Below are 20,395 nucleotides of genomic sequence, written 5' to 3' on the forward strand. Positions count from 1 at the left end.
TGAGTGTGTGTGTGAAAAAAAATAGCTCGAAGGACTTAATCATTGATACAGCCGCAAGATTATTCTTCTCACAAGGCTATCATGCTACAGGTCTGAACCAGATTCTGAAGGAAAGTCAGGCGCCAAAGGGTTCCCTATATCATTATTTCCCTCAGGGCAAGGAAGAGCTAGCTCATGAATGCATTCATCAGACCAATCTACACATAAAGAGCCGGTTTGAGGAGTTTTTTGCAAAGTACGACAATACTGCCGATGCGATTCAGGCTTTTATTCGTTCCATGGCGGATGAAGCGGAGAGCAACGGCTATACGGGGTTCATGCCCTTCAGCCTGTGGGCCGCTGTTGAGACGGCCTGCGTCAGCCCACGCCTGCGCGAGGCATCCCAGGCTGTATTTGTGGATTGGCAGGAGATTATTTCTGAAAGTCTACACAAAGACGGCTTCTCTGATCAACAAGCGGAGGAGATTGCTCTGCTTATTATTTCCCTCATGGAGGGAGCCCTGATTATTAGCTTGACTCGCCAGGACAAGACACCGCTACTCACGGCGGCCGAATTTTTGGTCAAAGTGGCAAGGAATCCTGTGCAAGAGGCTTAGTTTTTGCTATTACACAGAATATTTACAGAGAGATAGGTTGAACTTAAAGCGTAATTTATTTGGTTTAACTTATCATTGGATAGAGGAGGATGGATCGTGGAAGCGACCATGAATGCCGATCTTACTAAAGATCAACAACAAGAGAAAGATAACAAACAATATAAGGTATTACCCATTTTATTCGCCATGCTGCTCAGTGGATTTATGGGACTGTTCAGTGAGACGGCGCTAAATGTAGCCATGACTCCACTCATGAGGCTGCTTGAGGTAGGTCCAACCACTATTCAATGGCTGACCACAGGGTATCTGCTGGTCATGGGGATACTGGTTCCTACATCTGGACTATTGCTGCAATGGTTCTCAACCAGACAGCTATTCACGACATCATTGATATTTTCTATTGCAGGTACCATAGTTGCTGCCATAGCCCCAAGCTTTGAAGTACTGATGGTGGCACGCGTACTGCAGGCGACTGGTACAGCATTGCTGCTGCCGCTGTTGTTCAATACGATTCTGGTGATCTTCCCGATTGAGAAAAGGGGAGCCGCCATGGGGCTGATTGGTCTCGTAATCATGTTCGCGCCAGCTAGTGGTCCTACCGTATCTGGTCTTATTCTTGCGAATCTTAGCTGGCATTGGATTTTCTGGATTTCTCTGCCGTTCTTTGTTATTTCCCTGCTATTCGGTCTGTTGTTCATGCCGAATATCTCGACGTTGACCAAGCCAAAGATTGATGTGCTGTCCTTAGTTCTGTCTACACTGGGCTTTGGTGGAATTGTGTATGGCTTCAGTAGTGCAGGTGGCCACGGTGACGGGGCTGCGGGCTGGACAAGTCCGAATGTCATTGCAGCAATTGTGATCGGTGGTATCTCGCTGCTCTGGTTCGCGATTCGTCAGCTTCGCATGCCACAACCGCTGATGGATTTGCGCGCCTTCAAATATCCGATGTTCACGATTGGTCTGGTGCTGATTTTCATTTGTATGATGATGATGTTGTCCACCATGCTGATCTTGCCGATGTTCCTGCAACAGGGACTTCAGGCTACAGCTCTCGCGGCCGGTCTTGTGATGCTACCGGGAAGTCTGCTGAATGGATTCTTGTCTCCATTTATGGGAAGATTGTTTGACAAATTCGGCCCACGTTGGCTTGTTATTATCGGGATGGCTGTAATTTCTATTGTCCTGTTCGTATTGTCGGGTATTGATAACACAACTCCATTCGGATTGATTGTAGCACTGCACATCTTCCTGATGATCGGGATTTCGATGGTTATGATGCCAGCTCAGACGAATGGTCTGAATCAATTGCCAATTGAATATTACCCACATGGTACAGCGATTATGAACACGTTGCAGCAGGTAGCTGGAGCGATCGGAACAGCGCTGGCCGTGAGTATTCTGGCGGCAGGGCAGACTCGTTATTTGAATAGTGTAACGGATCCTGCTATGGCAACCGAACAACTGGCCTATACAGCAGGTGCTCAAAGTGCCTTCTTGTTCGCACTGCTGCTTGCTGTGCTCGGTCTGATCGTTGCTTTCTTCATCAAGCGTGTGAAGGTGACAGGACAAGGTCAGCAAGGTTCTATGCATTAAGTTTTGTGATCAAAATCATGTGGATCTATACTAAAAGCTTAGAACTAATGAACTGCGTTTCGTGTGTAGGTATTGCCTACAACGAAGCGCAGTTTTTTTATGTGCACTCCTGGCTTGTAATAACTTAATCCATGATGCCCAATAGCGTGCGTTGTACATATCTGATTTTGAATGATTGAGGCGATTTATGAGTTCCGAAGTTCGTTTTACAATAAATTCCTTGACTTGCTTGGTCGTAGTGGCTACATTGAGATGGTCAGATTCCAGCTTCCTGAGTGTGGAACTTGATGAAAAGATTAGGGAGGATTAATAGAGATGAGAAGAGAAGCTGGATTTTGGATACGATTAGGGGCATTTGCTCTGGATATGTTGATAATCGTACTTCCCTTGTCCTTTGGTCTGGGCTTTTTTGGCGGATTCATGAATGGATTTGTGGAAGGATACACTGGAACAGTCATAGAGGAAAGCAGTGGAAGAGATGAAACTATTAAAAATATAGTAAATCTGGTGTATTTCCTGTATGCCTTGTTGCTCCCTGTTTTTTGGAATGGCAGAACGATTGGAAAACGCATCTGTGGTATCAGAATTGCCAAGCACACGACACTTGAATCGCCTAACATTGGTAACATGCTATTACGGGTACTCGTAGCAGGAATTGCATATGTTTTTACATTTGGTATTGGTTATATTGTTAGCTTCTTCATGGTTATCTTCAGGCAAGATAAGCGTTCACTCCATGATATGATTGCAGGCACGGTCGTTGTAAGAGCAGAGGCAAGCTACATGGATACCCCGGAGAGTATTGATCTCCACAAGTACCCTAGTCGCTTCTAATGTTATACTTGCGCCATTGCACTAATAATTACGTATATAAATGATTCGCATATAAACAACCCCTGTTCCCATATACATGTATCACAACGGGAACGGGGGTTATTTGTCATGCTTATGAATGGTGTATTTCAAGGCGGAGGGATGAAAGGGATTTCGCTGGCTGGTGCAGTTCGCGCAGCTGAGCAGAACGGAGTTGTATTCAATCGATTGGCCGGTACCTCCTCTGGTGCGATTGTCGCTGCCCTCATTGCCGCGGGGTACACTGGAGAAGAAATGAAGGAGCTAATTCTGGAGACGCCGTTCGTTAGCTTACTGCACCGTTCTCCATTGTTCAATGTAAGATGGGTTGGTCCCGCTGCGCGAATCTGGTTAAAAAAGGGACTGTATTCCGGAGAGGCACTAGAGCATTGGGTCCGGGAGTTGCTTCGTGCTAAGGGCATTCGGACCTTTGGAGATCTTCCACCAGGCAAGCTGCGGGTCATTGCATCCGATATTACCAATGGACGCATCCTAGTACTCCCTGATGATGTAAATCGCTTTGGGCTAGAGCCACATTCGTTCGAGGTAGCGAAGGCCATCCGGATGAGCACAAGTATTCCGTATTTCTTCGATCCGGTTATGATCCGGCTCAATACCAAGCTGGCCAAAGGGCAGGAGTTCTCTAATCAATTCGTCTATGTGGTCGATGGAGCCATTCTCAGCAACCTGCCGCTATGGCTATTCGATCAGGAGCGTGCAGCGAAGGGAAAACGAGCGGAGGATATACCTACAGTAGGCTTTCAGATTGTGGGGAAAAACGAGACCAAGACTGCCTTCATTCGTGGACCACTCAGTATGCTACAGGCGATTGTGGACACGATGCTGTCTGCACACGATGAGCGATATATCGAGCAGGAGAATCGCTACCGTACGATCAAGATTCCTGCCCTGGGTGTGCGCACGACGCAGTTCAATCTATCACCTGAGCAGGGAGAGCAGCTATACTCGTCAGGTCTGCACGCAGGCAATGATTTCTTCCGCAATTGGAGCGTTGCTGCTTACCAGACGCAGTTCAAGAAGTTCCAGCTACTGAAGGACTCGGCTTTCGCAATGAAATAGCCATAACCATCGTCATAACAATTACCATGGTGATCGAGAGGGCTATAAGCATAGCCATAACTATAGGCATGAAAAAACGTCTATCGACGCACAGAAGCCAGACCGCGTTTAACTGAAGTTTTGCTTGCGATCATCGAGTATCGAATTGTCCAGCTTCGCTGCAACCATATAAATTCCATGTTCTTAACAAAAAACGGTCAAAGCTCAGCACTCTAAGAGTGCCTGACTTTGACCGTTTTGTATGAATGCTAGTGATATTTAGGGATGTTCTCGTCTTCTTTGCCTTTTTGGCCTTCAATGACGTAGAAAGGATATTCCTTGCGCTTCTTCGATGGTTGAGCCTTGCGACTGCTCGCTACCTTAGCCATGGTACGTGCGGACGGCTTCACCTTGGGCATCTTACGTCTTCGACTGCCTGGAGGGAACTTATACAGCAGAAATACGACACCAAAAATGGCGATCGGAATCATTAGCATCATTAATGAACCGAAATCACCCCGAATCAGGACGTCTGCAATCCCCCAGGCTGCCAGTGCAATACTTACATAGAAGATCACCGCATGTCTGATCATCATTGATTCACCCTTTCACAGGATCGAGAGATGAGCTACTCCACTGTTCTTGCACAGGATTCTTCTCAAGCTCCGCATCCAAGGCAAGCATACGCTTGAAGGAAGCGATGGATACCTCAACCTGATCATTGCTAGGCTCCTTGGTAGTGAGCAGCTGCAGCCACAGGCCGGGATATCCCAAATAACGAAGCACAGGAATGTCTCTAAGAGCATTCGTAATTCTCAGCAGCTCGAAGGACAGACCAAGCACCAGCGGGAGCAGCAATATTCGCTGACCCATCCGCTCCCAAATGTTGTCATAAGGGAACAAGGAATACACAATAACACCGATAATGACCGTCAACATAATGAAGCTACTGCCGCAGCGATAGTGAAGTCGACTGTACTTCTGCACCTTCTCAGGTATAAGCTCCTCGCCAGCTTCATAGGCACTTATTACTTTATGCTCTGCACCGTGATATTGGAACAGTCTCTTAATCATCGGAGTCTGAGAAATTCCCCACAGATAAGCGAGCAGCAAGATCAGCTTAATGACACCTTCCAACATGTTATGAAGCACCTGGCTTGTGAACAGGTTGCCGAAGAGAAATTCCTCAACCATGACAGGGACGAGCGTCAGTACAATTTTACCAAATAGAAAAGAGAGAATGCCGACGGCAGCCACTCCGATAATCATGCTCAGGCTCCACTTGGATTCTTCTTTAGCTTTTTGCTCCGCGCGCTCCTCCGGATCAAGCTCATCATCTGCATAGGCGTCTGCTGAGTAATTCAGATGTCGTGTTCCTTTGGCACTGGAATCTATGATGCTGACAATCCCACGCAGTAGTGGAATCTTGCGAAGCTTGTTCAGCAAGGGCTGCTCTTTACGCGGTACCTCTAAATATGTGATCTCGCCATTTTTGCGGCGTACGGCTGTGACGTTGACACGCTTGCCGCCGAACATCACACCTTCAATCACCGCCTGACCACCGTAGATGGCGGGTTTGGATGTCTGAGACAAACGGTTCACCTTCCATTCCGGGATGCTGTTAACAGCGTTCCCTATCTGATTATGAAATGATTATCTTACGATCAGCAGTGTGTAAACATGCTGTGTCTGCATTTATTGTATCGAATTTTCAATAACATTTCTAGCCGATGAACATACTACAAAAAACGATGTCGCTACAATTCAGGAGGTACGGTAACTAATGGAGCATAGACAACATATCGGAAGCAGGCAGCATGATGGAAATAAGCGGCGCATGGGTATTGCCAATCAGGTGTCGGAAGGAAAAACCTCGGTCGTTAGCTTCTCCATGCTGACGGGCTTTTTCGCCGGGGTCATCTGGGGTTGTGTACGCTGGTTAAGCCACTACATGCATTTTACGCGGGTGGAGCCGGGGTTTCTGGCTGAGCCTTTTTTTCGCCACTCCTTTATTGTCAGCGGTGCTGGACAGATTACGGGGCTATTGTTCTTCATCGCCTTCTCGGTGCTGGCCTCTCTCCTGTATGCACTAACGATCAAGACTTTAAAGGGGCCGTATCCAGGTATGATTTACGGTGTGGTATGGTGGGCAATCCTGTTTGTGCTGGCTGGACCCAAGCTTGGTATGATGTCGCCCGTTAACCGCTCCACCTGGGATTCGATATTCACAGATTTTTGCCTTATGTTAATCTGGGGATTATTCATTGGCTACACCATTTCGGTAGAGTTCACAGATGATCGAGTACGTGATACGGACAAACTAACAAGCTCTGAATGATGGGATGAAAAGCTTATCTAGGATGTATGTATATAAGGAAGCGAGCGCGAGCAAGAACAAAAACTTCTCAAGCATACGCATCGTGTGGTAAAATAGCTTTTGGTAATTTGGGGAATCTGTAAGTCTTGCAAGACCGAAAAGAGAGGATTGACCGATCATGAACAATCGTGTGAATCAGCTTCGTCACGCTATGAGTGAACGAAATGTACAGGCTATGCTAGTTGCAAGCCCTGTGAACCGTCGCTATTTGACTGGCTTTACCGGATCAGCAGGCTATGTGCTGGTTACGGAGCATGACAGTATTCTGCTCACTGATTTCCGCTATATGACACAGGCTCCTGCACAAGCCCCTGATTTTCAGGTGGTTGAGCATGCACCGCAGGTCATGGATACGGTAAGAGAGCTACTTACAGCACGTAGTATTACCAAGCTGGGATTCGAGCAGGAGCATGTAAGCTATAGCAGCTACACTGCATATGGCGAGAAGCTGGCGACAATCGAGCTTGTTCCGGTATCGGGCCTGGTCGAGGGATTGCGTCTGTACAAGGATGCGAATGAGATTGAATTGATGCAGCGTGCTGCTGATCTAGCTGATGCTGCATTTGCTCATATTCTTCCCAAGATCAAGCCGGGAATTACGGAGCGTGAGCTGGATCTCGAGATGGAATTCTTCATGAGAAGCCGTGGGGCTACTTCCTCCTCCTTCGACACCATTGTTGCTTCAGGCGAGCGCTCGGCATTGCCACACGGCGTAGCGAGCAGCAAGGTAGTGCAGAAGAATGAGTTGATCACCTTCGATTTCGGGGCGCTGCTGGACGGCTATTGCTCTGACCTGACCCGTACAGTGGCAACAGGTGAGCTTGCGCCTAAGCTGCGTGAGATCTATGATGTCGTGCTGGAGGCACAGCTTCACACGCTGGAGCATATCCGTGCAGGCATGACAGGTCGTGAAGCGGATGCTCTGGCCCGTGATGTCATTACGAGACATGGGTACGGGGAATATTTCGGGCATAGTACCGGACATGGCTTGGGCATGGAGGTACATGAATCCCCTCGTCTGTCCAAGCTGAGTGATGATGTATTAAAGCCAGGCATGGTGGTAACAGTGGAGCCAGGCATTTATTTGCCAGGACTCGGTGGTGTGCGGATTGAAGATGACATTGTCATTACCGATAATGGTATTCGCATATTGACCAGCTCAAGCAAGGAATTTACCATTGTGTAAATATGGCAGTGAACCTCAGCAACATAAAGTGGTGCAGAGGGTATTGATGGACACCTTAGGAGGGGTATTTTAGTGATTAACGTTAACGATTTTAAGACAGGTCTTACCGTAGAGGTAGACGGCGACATTTTTACCGTGTTGGATTTCCAACATGTAAAGCCAGGTAAAGGCGCAGCTTTTGTCCGCTCCAAGCTGAAGAATCTGCGTAATGGTAATACAGTAGAGCGTACGTTCCGTGCAGGCGAGACAATCGGACGTGCTCAAATCGAGAATCGTGGCGTATCCTATCTGTATGCAAGTGCAGACGAGCATACCTTCATGGACAACGAGACTTACGATCAATTCACATTGGACAGCAAGCAGCTGGAATGGGAATTGAACTTCCTCAAAGAAAACATGAACGTTCACATCGTCAGCTACCAGGGCGAAATCCTCGGGATCAACCTGCCTACCAGCGTTGAGCTGAAGGTAGTTGAGACTGAGCCAGGCATCAAAGGAAATACAGCTACTGGTGCAACCAAGAATGCTAAGGTTGAAACTGGACTGAATGTACAGGTTCCACTGTTCATTAACCAGGACGATGTTCTGCTCGTTGATACTCGTGACGGAAAATACATCTCCCGTGCATAGTTGATTATTGCTCTAGACCTGCCTTCTTCAAGGCAGGTTTTTTAGTATAAGCTTTTCGGCCTATGCGAACAGCAATGGATGACCCTCATTGATAATGTGAAACGGATAAACACTTCTGTAAAAAAACAATGGAACACGGTAATACTTTCGTATTATACTGTATTAAAGTTATGCCCGTGGATGTCTATTCGCTCGGGGTACAGCTTGGAAAACACTGCATAATGTGTAGTTTGAGGGAGTGAAATAGCTTTGTCTTTGTATGTTATGAAGTTTGGAGGCAGCTCTGTAGGAGATACGGAGCGAATGAAGCGTGTTGCCAAACGCATTGCGGAAAAACAAGATGAAGGGCACAAGTGCGTAGTGGTTGTGTCTGCTATGGGTGATACGACGGATGATCTCATCGATCAAGCCAAGCTGCTCAATGAGAATCCTCCTGCAAGAGAGATGGATATGCTGATGACGACCGGGGAACAGATCTCCATAGCCATGTTGTCTATGGCCCTGCATCAGTTAGGCAGAGAAGCGATCTCATTCACTGGCTGGCAGGCTGGATTTGTAACTGAATCTGAGCATGGGCGTGCACGCATTCTGGATATTAAGCCAGCACGTGTACTCGAAGCTCTGGAGGCAGATAAGATTGTCATCGTGGCCGGATTCCAGGGTCAGTCCGAGAGTGGCGAGATTACCACCTTGGGACGGGGTGGATCAGATACGACAGCCGTTGCGTTGGCCGGTGCCATCAAGGCAGATGCGTGTGAGATCTATACAGATGTAGACGGCATCTATTCAACAGATCCGCGGATCGTAAAGGTTGCGCGCAAGCTGGAGGAAATCTCTTATGATGAAATGCTTGAACTGGCCCACCTCGGAGCAGCGGTCCTGCATCCTCGTGCTGTAGAATATGCCAAGCACAGCAAGGTGCCGCTGATTGTACGGTCCAGTTTCAATTATAATGAAGGAACGGTTGTGAAGGAGGAAGCAGTCATGGAGCAAGGTGTAGTAGTTAGCGGCATTGCATATGATAAAAATGTAGCTCGCATCAGCATCCTGGGCGTAGTGGATGTGCCTGGTGTGCTGGCTCAAGTATTTGGAGCGCTGGCTGATGCCAAGATCGACGTGGATATCATTGTCCAAAGCGGTGTAATGGAAGGGAAAGCAGACTTCTCCTTCACAGTAGCACTGTCCGATCAGGCTGCAGCTGTCAAGGTTCTGGAAGGTATTCGTCAAGAGGTACCATACCGTGAGGTGACAACGGAGGACGGGCTTGTGAAGATCTCGATCGTAGGTGCTGGCATGGTAAGCCATCCTGGTGTAGCAGCCAGTATGTTCGAAGTATTGTCGAAGCTTGGCGTAAGCATCAAGATGGTCAGTACTTCGGAGATCAAGGTGTCCTGTGTCATTGATGGAGAGAAGCTGCATGATGCGATCAGAGCGCTTCATACAGCATACAATCTCGATACCGAAGAGCAAGTTAGCGTAGGCGGACCACAAGAACGCAGATAGTAGATTACAACGATAATTGAATATTTTACGAGATTGGGAGTATGCCCCAGAAATGATGATCTCGTGCTTATGCAACGGTAGCTTTGATTCAATTCAGAGCTACCGTTGTTTTTTTACGTGCACTTATATTCTCTCTTTTGAATCCTGTCATAATCGCTTCGTCCAAGCATAGACTTGTCTTAAGAGATAGAAGTCAGCTAGAGCAGACTGGGTTAGGAGGAAGCAGGATGGCAATGCAATGGCTCGATTTTATCCCGGAGCCTCTGAACATGATGCTGAGAAAGCTTCCAGCGACGCTCTTTGAGCGTCTGGAGGAAGTCAGGGTGAGGGAACAGAGGCCACTGGAAATAAATGCAGGGAGTGAGCATTATTTTGTCACGGGGGATGGCCGAACAACACACGAGGAACCGGAGGCGTACAAGCCAGGACGGGAGGATACACACAGGCTACTGGATCTGATCAGCAACCATTCTCTCTATACGCTGGAGGAGGAGCTGCGAAAAGGATTCATTACACTTCCTGGCGGTCACCGGGTCGGGCTGGCTGGAAGGACGGTATTAGGTGGAGGTCGGGTCGAACATCTGCGGGATATCAATAGCTTTAACATCCGTATTGCACGTGCAGTCCCGGGTGTAGCCGACAGAATCCTTCCGTACCTGCTCGATACCAAGACGAAGCGAGTCCTGCATACCTTAATCATCTCGCCTCCACAGCAAGGAAAGACAACACTGCTGCGTGACCTCGCAAGACAGCTGAGTCAAGGCTGGCAGAGCCGTAAGGGAGGGGTGCCTATGGGAATGAAGGTAGGCATCATTGACGAACGATCCGAGATTGCAGGCAGCTACAAGGGACTTCCTGGATTCGATGTTGGGCCCCGAACGGATGTGCTGGATGGATGTCCCAAGGCAGAAGGCATGATGATGATGATTCGCTCCATGTCTCCTGACGTGCTAATTGTCGATGAAATCGGCCGTCCTGAGGATGCAGATGCAGTGCGTGAAGCACTTTATGCAGGAATCAGCGTCATCGCCTCAGTCCACGGCAGGGATCTGGCAGAGGTCGCTGCAAGGCCAGGGCTTGCCAGCGTGACTGCGCAGCAGATATTCCAGATGTATGTCCAGCTTGAGCGGACGAGCCGGGGAGTGTCCTTCCGCATAGCGGATGCCAAGCAGCGAATGATGACGCTCGCTGAATCGTCACCAGGGGGCCGAGAGTATGGGTAAGCTGCTGGGAGCGATCCTGATCATGCTTGCGGCGACGGTCGCCGGCTGGCACCGGGCAAGACATTTTGCTGAGCGGCCCAGACAGATCCGGGAGATGATCCTGGGACTGCAGCGGTTGGTCACTGAGATTAGCTATGGTCTCACTCCTCTGCCGGAAGCGCTGAAAAAGGCTGCTATGCCGATGAGCAAGCCCTTGCGAGAGCTCTTCGAGCAAGCTGCTGGTGCCATGCAGCCCGCCTCAGGGCTGACAGCCAGAGATAGCCTGCACCAAGCGATCTACAAGAGCTGGGGAAACACCAGTATGAAGAACCCGGAACGGGATACGATGCTGCAGCTCGCCTATAGCCTTGGTCTTAGTGACCGAGAGGATCAACTAAGACATATCACCTTAGCTGTGCAGCAGCTCAAGCATGAGGAGGCGACGGCGCAAAGTGAGCAGATGAAGTATGAGAAGCTGAGCAGAAATATGGGGCTGCTGATCGGAGCATTAATCGTCATTTTGATGTATTAGAGCATTTTGCATCTTCACAGATCAAGCGATCGTCAATCCCTCAATATATATCGAAACGTGTATGTTCGCCTATATATTGTACCTGATAGCATGACTATTCCCAGGATGCAAAATGCTGGTATTAGCGAGGTGCTCGAATGAATCTGGAGGTTAACGCAATATTCCAAATCGCGGGAATCGGGATCATCATTGCGATGATCCATACCGTGCTCAAGCAGATGGGCAAGGAAGATATGGCTCATTGGGTCACTGTAATCGGGTTTGTGGTTGTACTCTTTATGGTGGTCCGGCTGCTTGATGAGCTGCTGCAAGAGATTAAATCCATATTTTTGTTTCAGTAGGTGAAGCCTGTGGAAATCATTCAGGTTGTCGGCTTCGGACTGATCGCTACGGTACTCATTCTAACAATTAAAGAACAAAAACCGATGTTCGCATTTCTGATAGCGACCGCGACCGGAATCTTGATATTTCTCATGCTGATCGGGAAGATCGGTAGCGTGATTGCCATGCTGGAGCGATTGGCTCGCTCCTCAGGTATGGACATGATCTATTTCAAGACTGTCTTGAAGATTATAGGTATTGCTTATATAGCAGAATTTGGTGCCCAGATTGTGAGGGATGCGGGACAGGACAGCATTGCCTCGAAGATTGAGCTGGCGGGGAAAGTGTTGATTATGGTGCTTGCCTTGCCGATCATCGGAATCATCATCGAAACGATTCTGAAGCTTATGCCGGTGTGATTGTCTGCACCCAAGGGAGAGCTGATTGTGAGATACGCTGCTGTAGGAGTACGGGTGATCATCTGCGTCTTCTTCTTGTCGCTGTGGTCCGGGGCAGTGCTGGAGGCCAGTCCTGCGGATTCGACTGTGAACGAATGGGTCAGAAGCCAGGCAGAGAGCCTGCCCAAGGATGAGGTCGAGCGGTACTGGGACCAGCTCATGAAGCAGTATGGAGGGTTTTTCCCCCAGCAGCATACGCCTTCCTTCATGGATATGCTGTTGCCCGGCAAGGATAAGTTCACGCTGGAGGGTGCACTATCAGCGCTAGGAGCATTTCTGTGGCAAGAAATCGCGGTGAATGCGAAGCTTCTGGTTACGATCGTGATGCTCAGTATTATGAGCATGGTACTTGAGACACTACAGACGGCGTTCGAACGAAATCAGGTCAGTAAAATAGCTTACTCTCTATGCTATATGGTCATTGTGATCATTGCTATTAACAGCTTCACGGTGGCTATTCAATATGCGAAATCAGCGATTGACATGATGACTGATTTTATGCTGGCCATGCTGCCATTGTTATTCACACTGTTGGCATCTATGGGCAATGTCATAACTGTATCTGTAACGCACCCGTTGATTGTGTTCATGATCCATACGATTGCCAATGTCATTCATATGATTGTTTTTCCACTATTCTTCTTCTCGGCCTTGTTGTATCTGGTTAGCTCCTTGACAGACAAGTACAAGCTGACACAACTGGCCAGTCTACTGAGAACGATCGGGGCTGGTCTACTCGGCGGTCTGCTGACCATCTTTCTTGGAGTAATCTCTGTGCAGGGCTGGACCTCATCTGTAACGGATGGGATGACATTACGTACAGCCAAGTTCATCACTGGCAGCTTCGTGCCTGTAGTCGGTAAGGCTCTGGCAGATGCAACAGATACCGTAATTACAGCTTCGCTGCTGGTCAAGAATGCCATCGGCCTTGCGGGCGTTATTATTATCCTCTTCCTGTGTGCCTTTCCGGCAATCAAGATTCTGACGCTGGCCTTGATCTACAGTGTTACGGCGGCCATTATGCAGCCACTCGGAAATACCCCGATCGTAAGCTGTCTGCAGTCTATTGGAAAAGGCATGATGCACGTATTCGCAGCTGTAGCTGCCGTAGGTCTGATGTGCTTTTTGGCCATTACGATAATGCTGACCGCAGGCAATCTGACGGTCATGATGAGGTGAAGCGATGTCCTGGCTCGGCGAATGGTTGAAGCATGTGATCCTGATTGTGCTGCTGGCTACCTTTGTAGATCTGATTCTGCCGAGCCGATCCATGGAGCGCTATGTGAAGCTGGTGCTTAGCTTGCTCATTTTATTCACACTGCTGTCGCCAATTGTTGAATTACTACAGTTCCGGGGTGCTCAGGAATTGAAGCAGGTTCTAAGTGCACAGCTGGACAGGGGGCAACGCCAACAAGGGGCACAGCCTTCGCTAGAGCAGATTCTGGCAGAGGGGGAGAAGCTGTATCAGACACAGGAAAAGGAGGCGCTCGATTGGGCAGGCAAGCAGGTCGCAGCCATGATGAAGGAGCAGGTGGAGGAGCACACAGGCCAGCGGGTGCAAGCGGTCGAGGTAGCCTTCACCCCAGTGCAGGACAAAGCGACGGGCGTTCGGACCGGGACAGAGATTACGGCTGTTCGTGTACGAATGGATCACACATCATCAGTCGGCGCACCTCGGGGGAGCCTGGATAAACAAGGCACCCAAGCTGTGAGTTCAGATGCCGGCACAAACGTTGCAAGTGAGACCAATTGGCACGGTTCTGGTGTACCCCCCAATGCAAGTGTAGTTGCAGGAGGGACGGAATCGCTAGCCCCAAACGAGGAGGATAAGGCCATCGCCATTGCTCCGGTGGAGAAGATCAAGATTGAGGTGGGCACTTCGACCATTGGCTCTGATCAAGCACAGGAGAGCACCACATCAGGTGCCCAGTCTTCGGATACTAGGGGAGTACAAATGGATAGGCGCCAGGAAAAGACAGAATCCACTCCAGCTACCTCAGATGATGAGGACCTCCAGGGGCTCGCGGATTGGCTGGAACGGACCTGGGGACTGAAGCGTGGGATGGTACAAATTCAAGGCGGATCACAGCTGTAGCAGTAGATCAAATCGGGAGGTGAAGAAGGTGGGGAAATGGCAGAATTGGCTGCAGCGATGGATTGGGGATGGGCCTGGCGGAGCTAAGCGCTCCAGCACGTTTCGCTGGCTGCTCATCCTGGGGCTGGTCGGGGTCGCGATCATGCTGTTCTATTCCTTCGTGAATGTCAAGACGATTGATCTGGAGAATGTAGGCCGTGAGCCCCCTAATCAGACAGGGTCTGCTGCGGTGATGGAGCCTTCCGTTACGGAGGAGAATCCCTTCGCTGCGATGGAGAAGACATTCGAAGATAACATGAAGTCCATGTTGGAACAGATAGTAGGTGTAGGGGCCGTAGATGTCATGGTTACTGTCGACTCCACTGAGGAGCTAGTGGTTCAGCGCAATGTCAAGGATTCACAGCAGCAGACAGAGGAGACGGATTCGAATGGTGGCAAGCGACATATGACGCAGTACACAAGAGACGGTGAGATCGTGACCTATGAAGGAACAGGGGGGAATACCCCGATCATTACGAAGAAGATCAAGCCGCAGGTGCGCGGCGTTCTGGTGGTGGCGAAGGGAGCCGAGAACCGGATCGTCAAGCAACTGATTACGGATGCGGTACAAAAGGGACTGAACGTACCGACTTACAAAATCTCCGTAGTTCCTCGCAAGCAGGGGGAGCCAGGTTCTTGACCAAACATGATGATCTATAGGGCATTCATAAGAGCACTTATCTTGAATAGGATTGACGAATAGGGATTAAGAAGACATGTGGTCTATGCAGGCACAGTTTTGTGACATGTGGTGTGATTAGAAGTCAATAAAGGAAGGCGATCGCACCTACAATGCTCTAGAAATGTTGTAATCGATAACGAATGACAGGAGGAAGTAAGGAATGAATAACAAAAGACAAACAATATGGTTAGTGTCCATGCTCAGTCTCATGGTGGTGCTCTCTGCGTATTATCTCTTTACAGAAAGCCCTGCCCCTGACAACCCTCCCGTAGCTGATAGCGAGCAGGTAACGGATCTGAATGCTTCGGCTGCACAAGAGACAACAACTGGTGATACATCCACTCCGGATGGGCTTGTTATCAATGAAGTCGTAACGGACGGAAGTACATCAACCACTCAGGCTGATGGCACAACTGGAACAGAAGCTCAGGGAGGAGAATCACCAAGCACGGCTGGAGCCCAGGAACCATCCTCGTCGGATAAGGCAACGACAACAGATCAGGAAGCTACGCCGCAGACTACCGCGACAACAGAGCAGCCACAAGCGACAGCCAAGACAGATGATCAGGTGCTGAAAGAGGTGGCCGCTGATCAGAATGCCAAGCCGACAGCTGCAGCTGTCATTGACGATTACCTGCTTGAGCGAGATGTGAATAATCAGAAGAAGCATGAAGAGCTGACAGCGGCAATGAATGACAAGGCTTCGGAGGATGCAGCCGCAGCACAACGTGAGCTTCAGGCTCTGGAGGATAAGCAAGCCAAGATTACTGGTATCGAAGAGGAACTGCAGCAGCAATATGCCAGTGCTGTTGTACGGGAGGAAGATAATGACAAGTACAAGGTTGTTGTCCTGAGTGACAAGATGGATGCGAAGCAGGCTGTAGGTATCGTGGATCGGGTGATGAAGGAATTGAATGTAACACAGGACAAAATCAGTGTACAGTATGTGGCCGAGTAACCAGATCAGCCTCCATTGAGATGCCCGGGGCGGGTTCTTCCCCGGGCTCTTTCCATTTTGAACTATTGTGATATAATACATAAAGCTATCGTGTTATACTGGCAACCATTACGCGATGAGCGGTCATTGGCCGTTCTCCATTTGTACATACCGGTGTTGATCCGGGACACAGTTGCATGGCTCCAATATGGACAACGCCATAATGGACAAGACTGTGACAGAGCCAGCAGAATGCTGAAGGAGTGATTAATTGACATGTTTAATTTGAATGAGATTAAAGAGTTGATCAAGCTGGTTGACGAGACTTCTGTGCAAGAGCTTGAGATTGAGAATGAAGGAACACGTCTGTCGATTCGCAAGCCTGGACGTTCCGAGGTCGTGACTGTGCAAGCTCCACCTGCAGCCATTCCTTATGTTCAGACTGCAGCACCTGTACAGCAGGCTCCTGCTCAAGCCACTGGTGCTTCTATCCCGGCAGCTGAGTCGAACGATAACCTACATAAGATCGTATCGCCAATGGTCGGTACCTTCTACCGTTCTGCTTCCCCTGAAGCAGCTCCTTACGTGAGTGCTGGTGACAAAGTGAATGAGAAGACTACAGTATGCATTATCGAGGCCATGAAGCTGATGAACGAGCTGGAGGCTGAAGTGAAGGGCGAGATCGTCGAGATTCTGGTGGAGAACGGTCAACTGGTGGAGTACGGTCAGCCGTTGTTCCTGGTCAAGCCTGAGTAAGCGTCTGTAACGGGCAGAGAGATATCAATGCTCTAAGGAGGAAATATCATGACTTTTCATAAAATACTGATAGCGAACCGCGGTGAGATCGCGGTTCGCATTATTCGTGCGTGCCGCGAAATGAACATATCTACAGTAGCTGTATATTCCGAAGCCGATAAGGATTCACTGCATGTCAGACTAGCAGATGAAGCTTATTGCATTGGGCCTGTTTTGTCCAAGGATAGCTATTTGAATTTTACCAACCTTATGAGTGTGGCTACATTGACAGAATGTGACGCGATCCATCCAGGCTATGGATTTTTGGCCGAGAATGCGGATTTCGCTGAGATCTGCCAGTCCTGCAATATTACATTTATCGGTCCATCTCCAGACGCGATTACTCGCATGGGGGACAAGGCTGTAGCCAAGCAGACAATGAAGGACGCTGGGGTACCCGTTATACCTGGCTCTGATGGCTTGGTAGAGGATATGAATGAAGCGATTATGATCGCAAAAGATATTGGTTATCCAGTTATTATCAAGGCTACAGCAGGTGGCGGTGGTAAGGGGATCCGGATTGCTGATACTGAGGAAATGCTCATACAGCAGATCACGACTGCTCAGCAAGAGGCTCAGAAGGCCTTTGGGAACGCAGGTGTGTATCTTGAGAAATTCCTGACTGGCATGAAGCACGTCGAAATCCAGATTATCGCTGACAAGCATGGTAATGTCGCACATCTGGGAGAGCGTGATTGCTCCATCCAGCGTCGCCGTCAGAAGCTGATTGAGGAAGCCCCTTGTCCGGTACTAGATGATGAGACTCGTGCACGCATGGGTGAGGCTGCTGTTCGTGCAGCCAAGGCTGTTAACTACTCTGGTGCAGGGACACTTGAATTCTTGCTCGGTCCGGATAATAACTTCTACTTCATGGAAATGAATACACGCATTCAGGTAGAGCATCCAGTTACGGAGATGATTACTGGTGTCGATCTGATCAAGGAAATGATTTCGGTCGCTGAAGGCAATGTCCTCTCCTTCCGTCAGGAGGATGTCGTTATGAACGGCTGGTCCATTGAATGTCGTATTAATGCGGAGGACCCGGATCGTAACTTCATGCCGGCTCCTGGTAAAGTTAACTTCTACCTCGCACCAGGTGGTCCAGGGGTACGGGTAGATAGCGGGGCATATCCGGGCTATAGCATTCCTCCTTACTATGATTCCATGATTGCGAAGCTGATCGTATGGGGAAGCACAAGAGACGAGGCTATCGCCAAGATGAAGCGGGCCTTGTCCGAGTTCATCATCGAAGGTGTACCGACGACTATTTCGTTCCATCAGCGTTTATTACAGCATCCAACCTTTGAAAAGGGCGACTTCGATATCAAATTCCTGGAGGAAAATGAGGTCTAAGCTGCGTCGGGCTAACTAGTATCGCTGAATAGCTGGCAAAGCTACATTTGTAAAAAAATTGCCGGCAATTTGGCGGTGTTATGCCTCTGCAAGCAGTCCGGGATTGCTTGTGTGCGAAGGTTTGTCATAATGTTTACCAAATGATATAGTATGAATAATAAGTACATGCGTCGCATGAACGATGAACTTATGTTCCCGAAAGGTGTGTTGAGCGAATGAGCACTGTGCCAACTGAATTTGAACGTACTGAGATTGGCGAGATTCAAATTGCCCCTGAGGTCATTGAGGTGATCGCAGGACTGGCAACGGTAGAAGTTAAAGGTGTAGCAGGGATGAGTGGCGGACTCGCAGGCGGATTCGCAGAGCTTCTGGGACGGAAGAATCTGTCCAAGGGTGTTAAAGTGGAAGTGGGTCAGCGTGAGGCAGCCGTGGACGTCTCCGTTATTATCGAATACGGGAACCGTTTGCCAGAAGTTGCTGCTCAGATTCAACATAACGTCAAGCGTTCGATTGAGACCATGACAGGATTGAATGTAGTGGAGGTCAACGTGCATATCCATGACGTTCAATTCAAATCGGCTGTAGAGAAAGTGGAAGAGACTGATCTGACTGGACGGGTCAAATAAGCATTGTCACTGAAAAACCCCCGACCTATGGGTCGAGGGTTTACTCTAATTTTAAGGAGGCTGTGCTCTTGTGGCTAAAATTATTGACAGGCTCCTGCTGTTCATCTACAGCTTGAGCATCGGGGTAATATCTATTGCAGCCATCTTCCTCCTAAGCGGAACGAATATCGGCTTTAGTCTAGGCTATATAGATGAGTACAACCTCCAGATTGTAGGGTATGTCATTGCAGGCGTGTTGCTGCTGATCAGTCTTCGATTCTTTTACATCTCCATTCGTCGGGACAAGTCCTCTACCCCTTCGATCGATCAGCGTACAGAGCATGGAGATATCCAGATCTCTATGGACACGATTGAGAATCTGTGTCTGAAGGCGGCTGCGAAGCATCGTGGGGTAAGTGATCTGAAGACGCGCATCAGGGTGGTTGAATCTGGTCTGGATATTACATTGCGTGCAGTAGTGGATGGTGACATGTCTATTCCGGCATTGACGTCGGATATCCAGAAGGGTGTACATGACCATGTAGAAGAGATTACTGGTATTCCCGTATCGAGTGTGTCTGTCTACATAGCTAATGTCACTGCTTCTCCAAGCTTCAAGAGCCGGGTGGAATAGAGGTGATCTCCCTGATACAGTGGAAGGAAGTATGGGATCAATACAAGGGCCGAATCATAGGCGTTGTAGCAGGAATTTTTTTCGGCTTTATTTATTTATGGTTTGGTTTTTGGGATATGCTGTTCTTTGTACTATTGGTGTTCATAGGATTTACGCTAGGCAGACGAAGCGATACCAATCTGGGCTCTCTCATACCATGGAGAGCGATTGGTGAATGGCTGAATGACCGATGGCGTCCGTTCAAATGAGACCTGTAATACGCTTTCTCCAGAAGGCTTGAGCCGCAGCTACGTTGTACCCCTTGAACCATGGAGAGAGCTATTACAGGTTTTTTTGTATAGCATGCTTGGTATCATGGGAGCAGGCATGTAAGTTGGAACATACTAAATGTGTAACTATGCTTCACAAGAGGTTGACAAGATATCAATGCAAGAGCAGATGCTCAGGAGGCAATGTATGAAGAGACGATTGGCAAGGGAATTGACGGTACAGAGCATGTACCATATGGAAATGAACGAAGTAAGCGCCGCAGAGGCCATCGAAATGCTACTACAGGAAGCTGCAGCGGACAATGAGTCCGAGGTGGTTCTAAGCGATACAGCGAAGCTGCGTGATTATGTACAGAAGCTGGTCGAAGGCGCATGGGAGCACCGTAAGGCGCTTGATGAGCTGTTGGCCGAATACCTGAAGGGCTGGCAGGTTAGCCGTCTGTCTCGTGTGGATCGTCAGATTCTCAGATTGGCGGCTTATGAGATGGTCTTTATGGATGATGTGCCTGCCAAAGTAGCGGTCAATGAGGCCATTGAATTGTCCAAGCATTTCGGCACCGAGGAATCCGGAAAGTTCGTTAATGGAGTCCTGGGTCGTATTATTCAAGAGCTGGAGCAGCTTAAAAGCAGAAGATCTTAATGGTTGGATGGTCATCACGTAATCAAGGTACAAGGTA

General features: G+C 48.9%; 24 protein-coding genes. 22 read left to right on the forward strand and 2 right to left on the reverse strand.

Annotated elements, in window-relative coordinates; all coding sequences use genetic code 11:
* The first annotated feature begins 11 nt into the window (after nucleotides 1-11).
* The 4 genes from K331_RS0101980 to K331_RS0101995 all read left to right on the forward strand — a co-directional run bounded on the left by K331_RS0101980 (nucleotide 12) and on the right by K331_RS0101995 (nucleotide 4,121).
* Entirely contained in the window at nucleotides 12-596 is a 585-nt protein-coding gene (locus K331_RS0101980; protein WP_028588973.1) for a TetR/AcrR family transcriptional regulator, read from the forward strand.
* A 108-nt stretch (nucleotides 597-704) separates the two neighbouring features.
* Complete coding sequence (locus K331_RS0101985) at nucleotides 705-2,189, forward strand: DHA2 family efflux MFS transporter permease subunit (RefSeq protein ID WP_051289583.1); 1,485 nt, start codon at nucleotides 705-707, stop codon at nucleotides 2,187-2,189.
* A gap of 315 nt (nucleotides 2,190-2,504) precedes the next feature.
* The gene (locus K331_RS0101990) at nucleotides 2,505-3,023 is read left to right on the forward strand and encodes an RDD family protein (protein WP_051289539.1); all 519 of its coding nucleotides are present in this window, start codon (nucleotides 2,505-2,507) and stop codon (nucleotides 3,021-3,023) included.
* Between the two features lie 108 nt (nucleotides 3,024-3,131).
* The gene (locus K331_RS0101995) at nucleotides 3,132-4,121 is read left to right on the forward strand and encodes a patatin-like phospholipase family protein (RefSeq protein WP_028588976.1); all 990 of its coding nucleotides are present in this window, start codon (nucleotides 3,132-3,134) and stop codon (nucleotides 4,119-4,121) included.
* Nucleotides 4,122-4,369: 248 nt separating this feature from the next.
* Here K331_RS0101995 and K331_RS0102000 read toward each other — a convergent pair whose 3' ends face one another.
* Together K331_RS0102000 and K331_RS0102005 are read right to left on the reverse strand one after the other, a co-directional pair.
* A complete protein-coding gene (locus K331_RS0102000) occupies nucleotides 4,370-4,696 on the reverse strand; it encodes a hypothetical protein (protein ID WP_404821457.1) in 327 nt (108 codons plus the stop codon).
* A gap of 4 nt (nucleotides 4,697-4,700) precedes the next feature.
* A complete protein-coding gene (locus tag K331_RS0102005; RefSeq protein WP_028588978.1) occupies nucleotides 4,701-5,693 on the reverse strand; it encodes a DUF1385 domain-containing protein in 993 nt (330 codons plus the stop codon).
* Nucleotides 5,694-5,883: 190 nt separating this feature from the next.
* Here K331_RS0102005 and K331_RS0102010 point away from each other — a divergent pair, with 190 nt between their 5' ends.
* The 18 genes from K331_RS0102010 (at nucleotide 5,884) to nusB (ending at nucleotide 20,358) form a co-directional block, all read left to right on the forward strand.
* Nucleotides 5,884-6,438 (forward strand): YqhR family membrane protein, encoded by a 555-nt coding sequence (locus K331_RS0102010; protein ID WP_028588979.1) that lies wholly within the window; start codon nucleotides 5,884-5,886, stop codon nucleotides 6,436-6,438.
* A 154-nt stretch (nucleotides 6,439-6,592) separates the two neighbouring features.
* Nucleotides 6,593-7,663 carry a M24 family metallopeptidase gene (locus K331_RS0102015; protein WP_028588980.1) on the forward strand — a complete coding sequence of 357 codons (1,071 nt, stop codon included), beginning with the start codon at nucleotides 6,593-6,595 and terminating at the stop codon, nucleotides 7,661-7,663.
* A gap of 72 nt (nucleotides 7,664-7,735) precedes the next feature.
* On the forward strand, nucleotides 7,736-8,293 hold the full coding sequence (gene efp, locus K331_RS0102020; RefSeq protein WP_018886394.1) for an elongation factor P: 558 nt from the start codon (nucleotides 7,736-7,738) through the stop codon (nucleotides 8,291-8,293).
* 249 nt (nucleotides 8,294-8,542) lie between these two features.
* Nucleotides 8,543-9,796, forward strand: coding sequence for an aspartate kinase (locus K331_RS0102025; protein ID WP_028588981.1), 1,254 nt, complete (start codon nucleotides 8,543-8,545; stop codon nucleotides 9,794-9,796).
* 233 nt (nucleotides 9,797-10,029) lie between these two features.
* Nucleotides 10,030-11,019: a stage III sporulation protein AA gene (gene spoIIIAA, locus K331_RS28725; RefSeq protein WP_211237320.1), complete on the forward strand. Its 990-nt coding sequence runs from the start codon at nucleotides 10,030-10,032 to the stop codon at nucleotides 11,017-11,019.
* Nucleotides 11,012-11,530 carry a stage III sporulation protein SpoIIIAB gene (gene spoIIIAB / locus K331_RS0102035; RefSeq protein ID WP_028588982.1) on the forward strand — a complete coding sequence of 173 codons (519 nt, stop codon included), beginning with the start codon at nucleotides 11,012-11,014 and terminating at the stop codon, nucleotides 11,528-11,530. The genes spoIIIAA and spoIIIAB overlap by 8 nt, the downstream gene beginning before the upstream one ends.
* Before the next feature lie 137 nt (nucleotides 11,531-11,667).
* The gene (spoIIIAC, locus tag K331_RS0102040) at nucleotides 11,668-11,871 is read left to right on the forward strand and encodes a stage III sporulation protein AC (RefSeq protein ID WP_018886390.1); all 204 of its coding nucleotides are present in this window, start codon (nucleotides 11,668-11,670) and stop codon (nucleotides 11,869-11,871) included.
* Between the two features lie 9 nt (nucleotides 11,872-11,880).
* Nucleotides 11,881-12,270: a stage III sporulation protein AD gene (spoIIIAD, locus tag K331_RS0102045; protein WP_025681649.1), complete on the forward strand. Its 390-nt coding sequence runs from the start codon at nucleotides 11,881-11,883 to the stop codon at nucleotides 12,268-12,270.
* 27 nt (nucleotides 12,271-12,297) lie between these two features.
* Nucleotides 12,298-13,488, forward strand: a complete 1,191-nt coding sequence (gene spoIIIAE, locus K331_RS0102050) for a stage III sporulation protein AE (protein WP_028588983.1) — start codon at nucleotides 12,298-12,300, stop codon at nucleotides 13,486-13,488.
* A 4-nt stretch (nucleotides 13,489-13,492) separates the two neighbouring features.
* Complete coding sequence (gene spoIIIAF / locus K331_RS30845; RefSeq protein ID WP_051289541.1) at nucleotides 13,493-14,404, forward strand: stage III sporulation protein AF; 912 nt, start codon at nucleotides 13,493-13,495, stop codon at nucleotides 14,402-14,404.
* A 28-nt stretch (nucleotides 14,405-14,432) separates the two neighbouring features.
* A complete protein-coding gene (gene spoIIIAG / locus K331_RS0102060; protein WP_018886386.1) occupies nucleotides 14,433-15,083 on the forward strand; it encodes a stage III sporulation protein AG in 651 nt (216 codons plus the stop codon).
* 202 nt (nucleotides 15,084-15,285) lie between these two features.
* Nucleotides 15,286-16,083 (forward strand): SpoIIIAH-like family protein, encoded by a 798-nt coding sequence (locus tag K331_RS0102065; protein ID WP_028588984.1) that lies wholly within the window; start codon nucleotides 15,286-15,288, stop codon nucleotides 16,081-16,083.
* Nucleotides 16,084-16,338: 255 nt separating this feature from the next.
* The gene (accB, locus tag K331_RS0102070; protein ID WP_018886384.1) at nucleotides 16,339-16,818 is read left to right on the forward strand and encodes an acetyl-CoA carboxylase biotin carboxyl carrier protein; all 480 of its coding nucleotides are present in this window, start codon (nucleotides 16,339-16,341) and stop codon (nucleotides 16,816-16,818) included.
* Nucleotides 16,819-16,866: 48 nt separating this feature from the next.
* Nucleotides 16,867-18,210 (forward strand): acetyl-CoA carboxylase biotin carboxylase subunit, encoded by a 1,344-nt coding sequence (gene accC, locus K331_RS0102075; RefSeq protein ID WP_028588985.1) that lies wholly within the window; start codon nucleotides 16,867-16,869, stop codon nucleotides 18,208-18,210.
* A 215-nt stretch (nucleotides 18,211-18,425) separates the two neighbouring features.
* The gene (locus K331_RS0102080; RefSeq protein WP_018886382.1) at nucleotides 18,426-18,836 is read left to right on the forward strand and encodes an Asp23/Gls24 family envelope stress response protein; all 411 of its coding nucleotides are present in this window, start codon (nucleotides 18,426-18,428) and stop codon (nucleotides 18,834-18,836) included.
* Nucleotides 18,837-18,906: 70 nt separating this feature from the next.
* Entirely contained in the window at nucleotides 18,907-19,449 is a 543-nt protein-coding gene (amaP, locus tag K331_RS0102085) for an alkaline shock response membrane anchor protein AmaP (RefSeq protein ID WP_018886381.1), read from the forward strand.
* Between the two features lie 14 nt (nucleotides 19,450-19,463).
* Entirely contained in the window at nucleotides 19,464-19,697 is a 234-nt protein-coding gene (locus K331_RS0102090; protein ID WP_026281248.1) for a DUF2273 domain-containing protein, read from the forward strand.
* 208 nt (nucleotides 19,698-19,905) lie between these two features.
* The gene (gene nusB, locus K331_RS0102095) at nucleotides 19,906-20,358 is read left to right on the forward strand and encodes a transcription antitermination factor NusB (protein ID WP_018886379.1); all 453 of its coding nucleotides are present in this window, start codon (nucleotides 19,906-19,908) and stop codon (nucleotides 20,356-20,358) included.
* Nucleotides 20,359-20,395: the final 37 nt, after the last annotated feature.

The organism is Paenibacillus massiliensis subsp. panacisoli DSM 21345, from assembly GCF_000426545.1.
Lineage (GTDB): Bacteria > Bacillota > Bacilli > Paenibacillales > Paenibacillaceae > Paenibacillus > Paenibacillus panacisoli.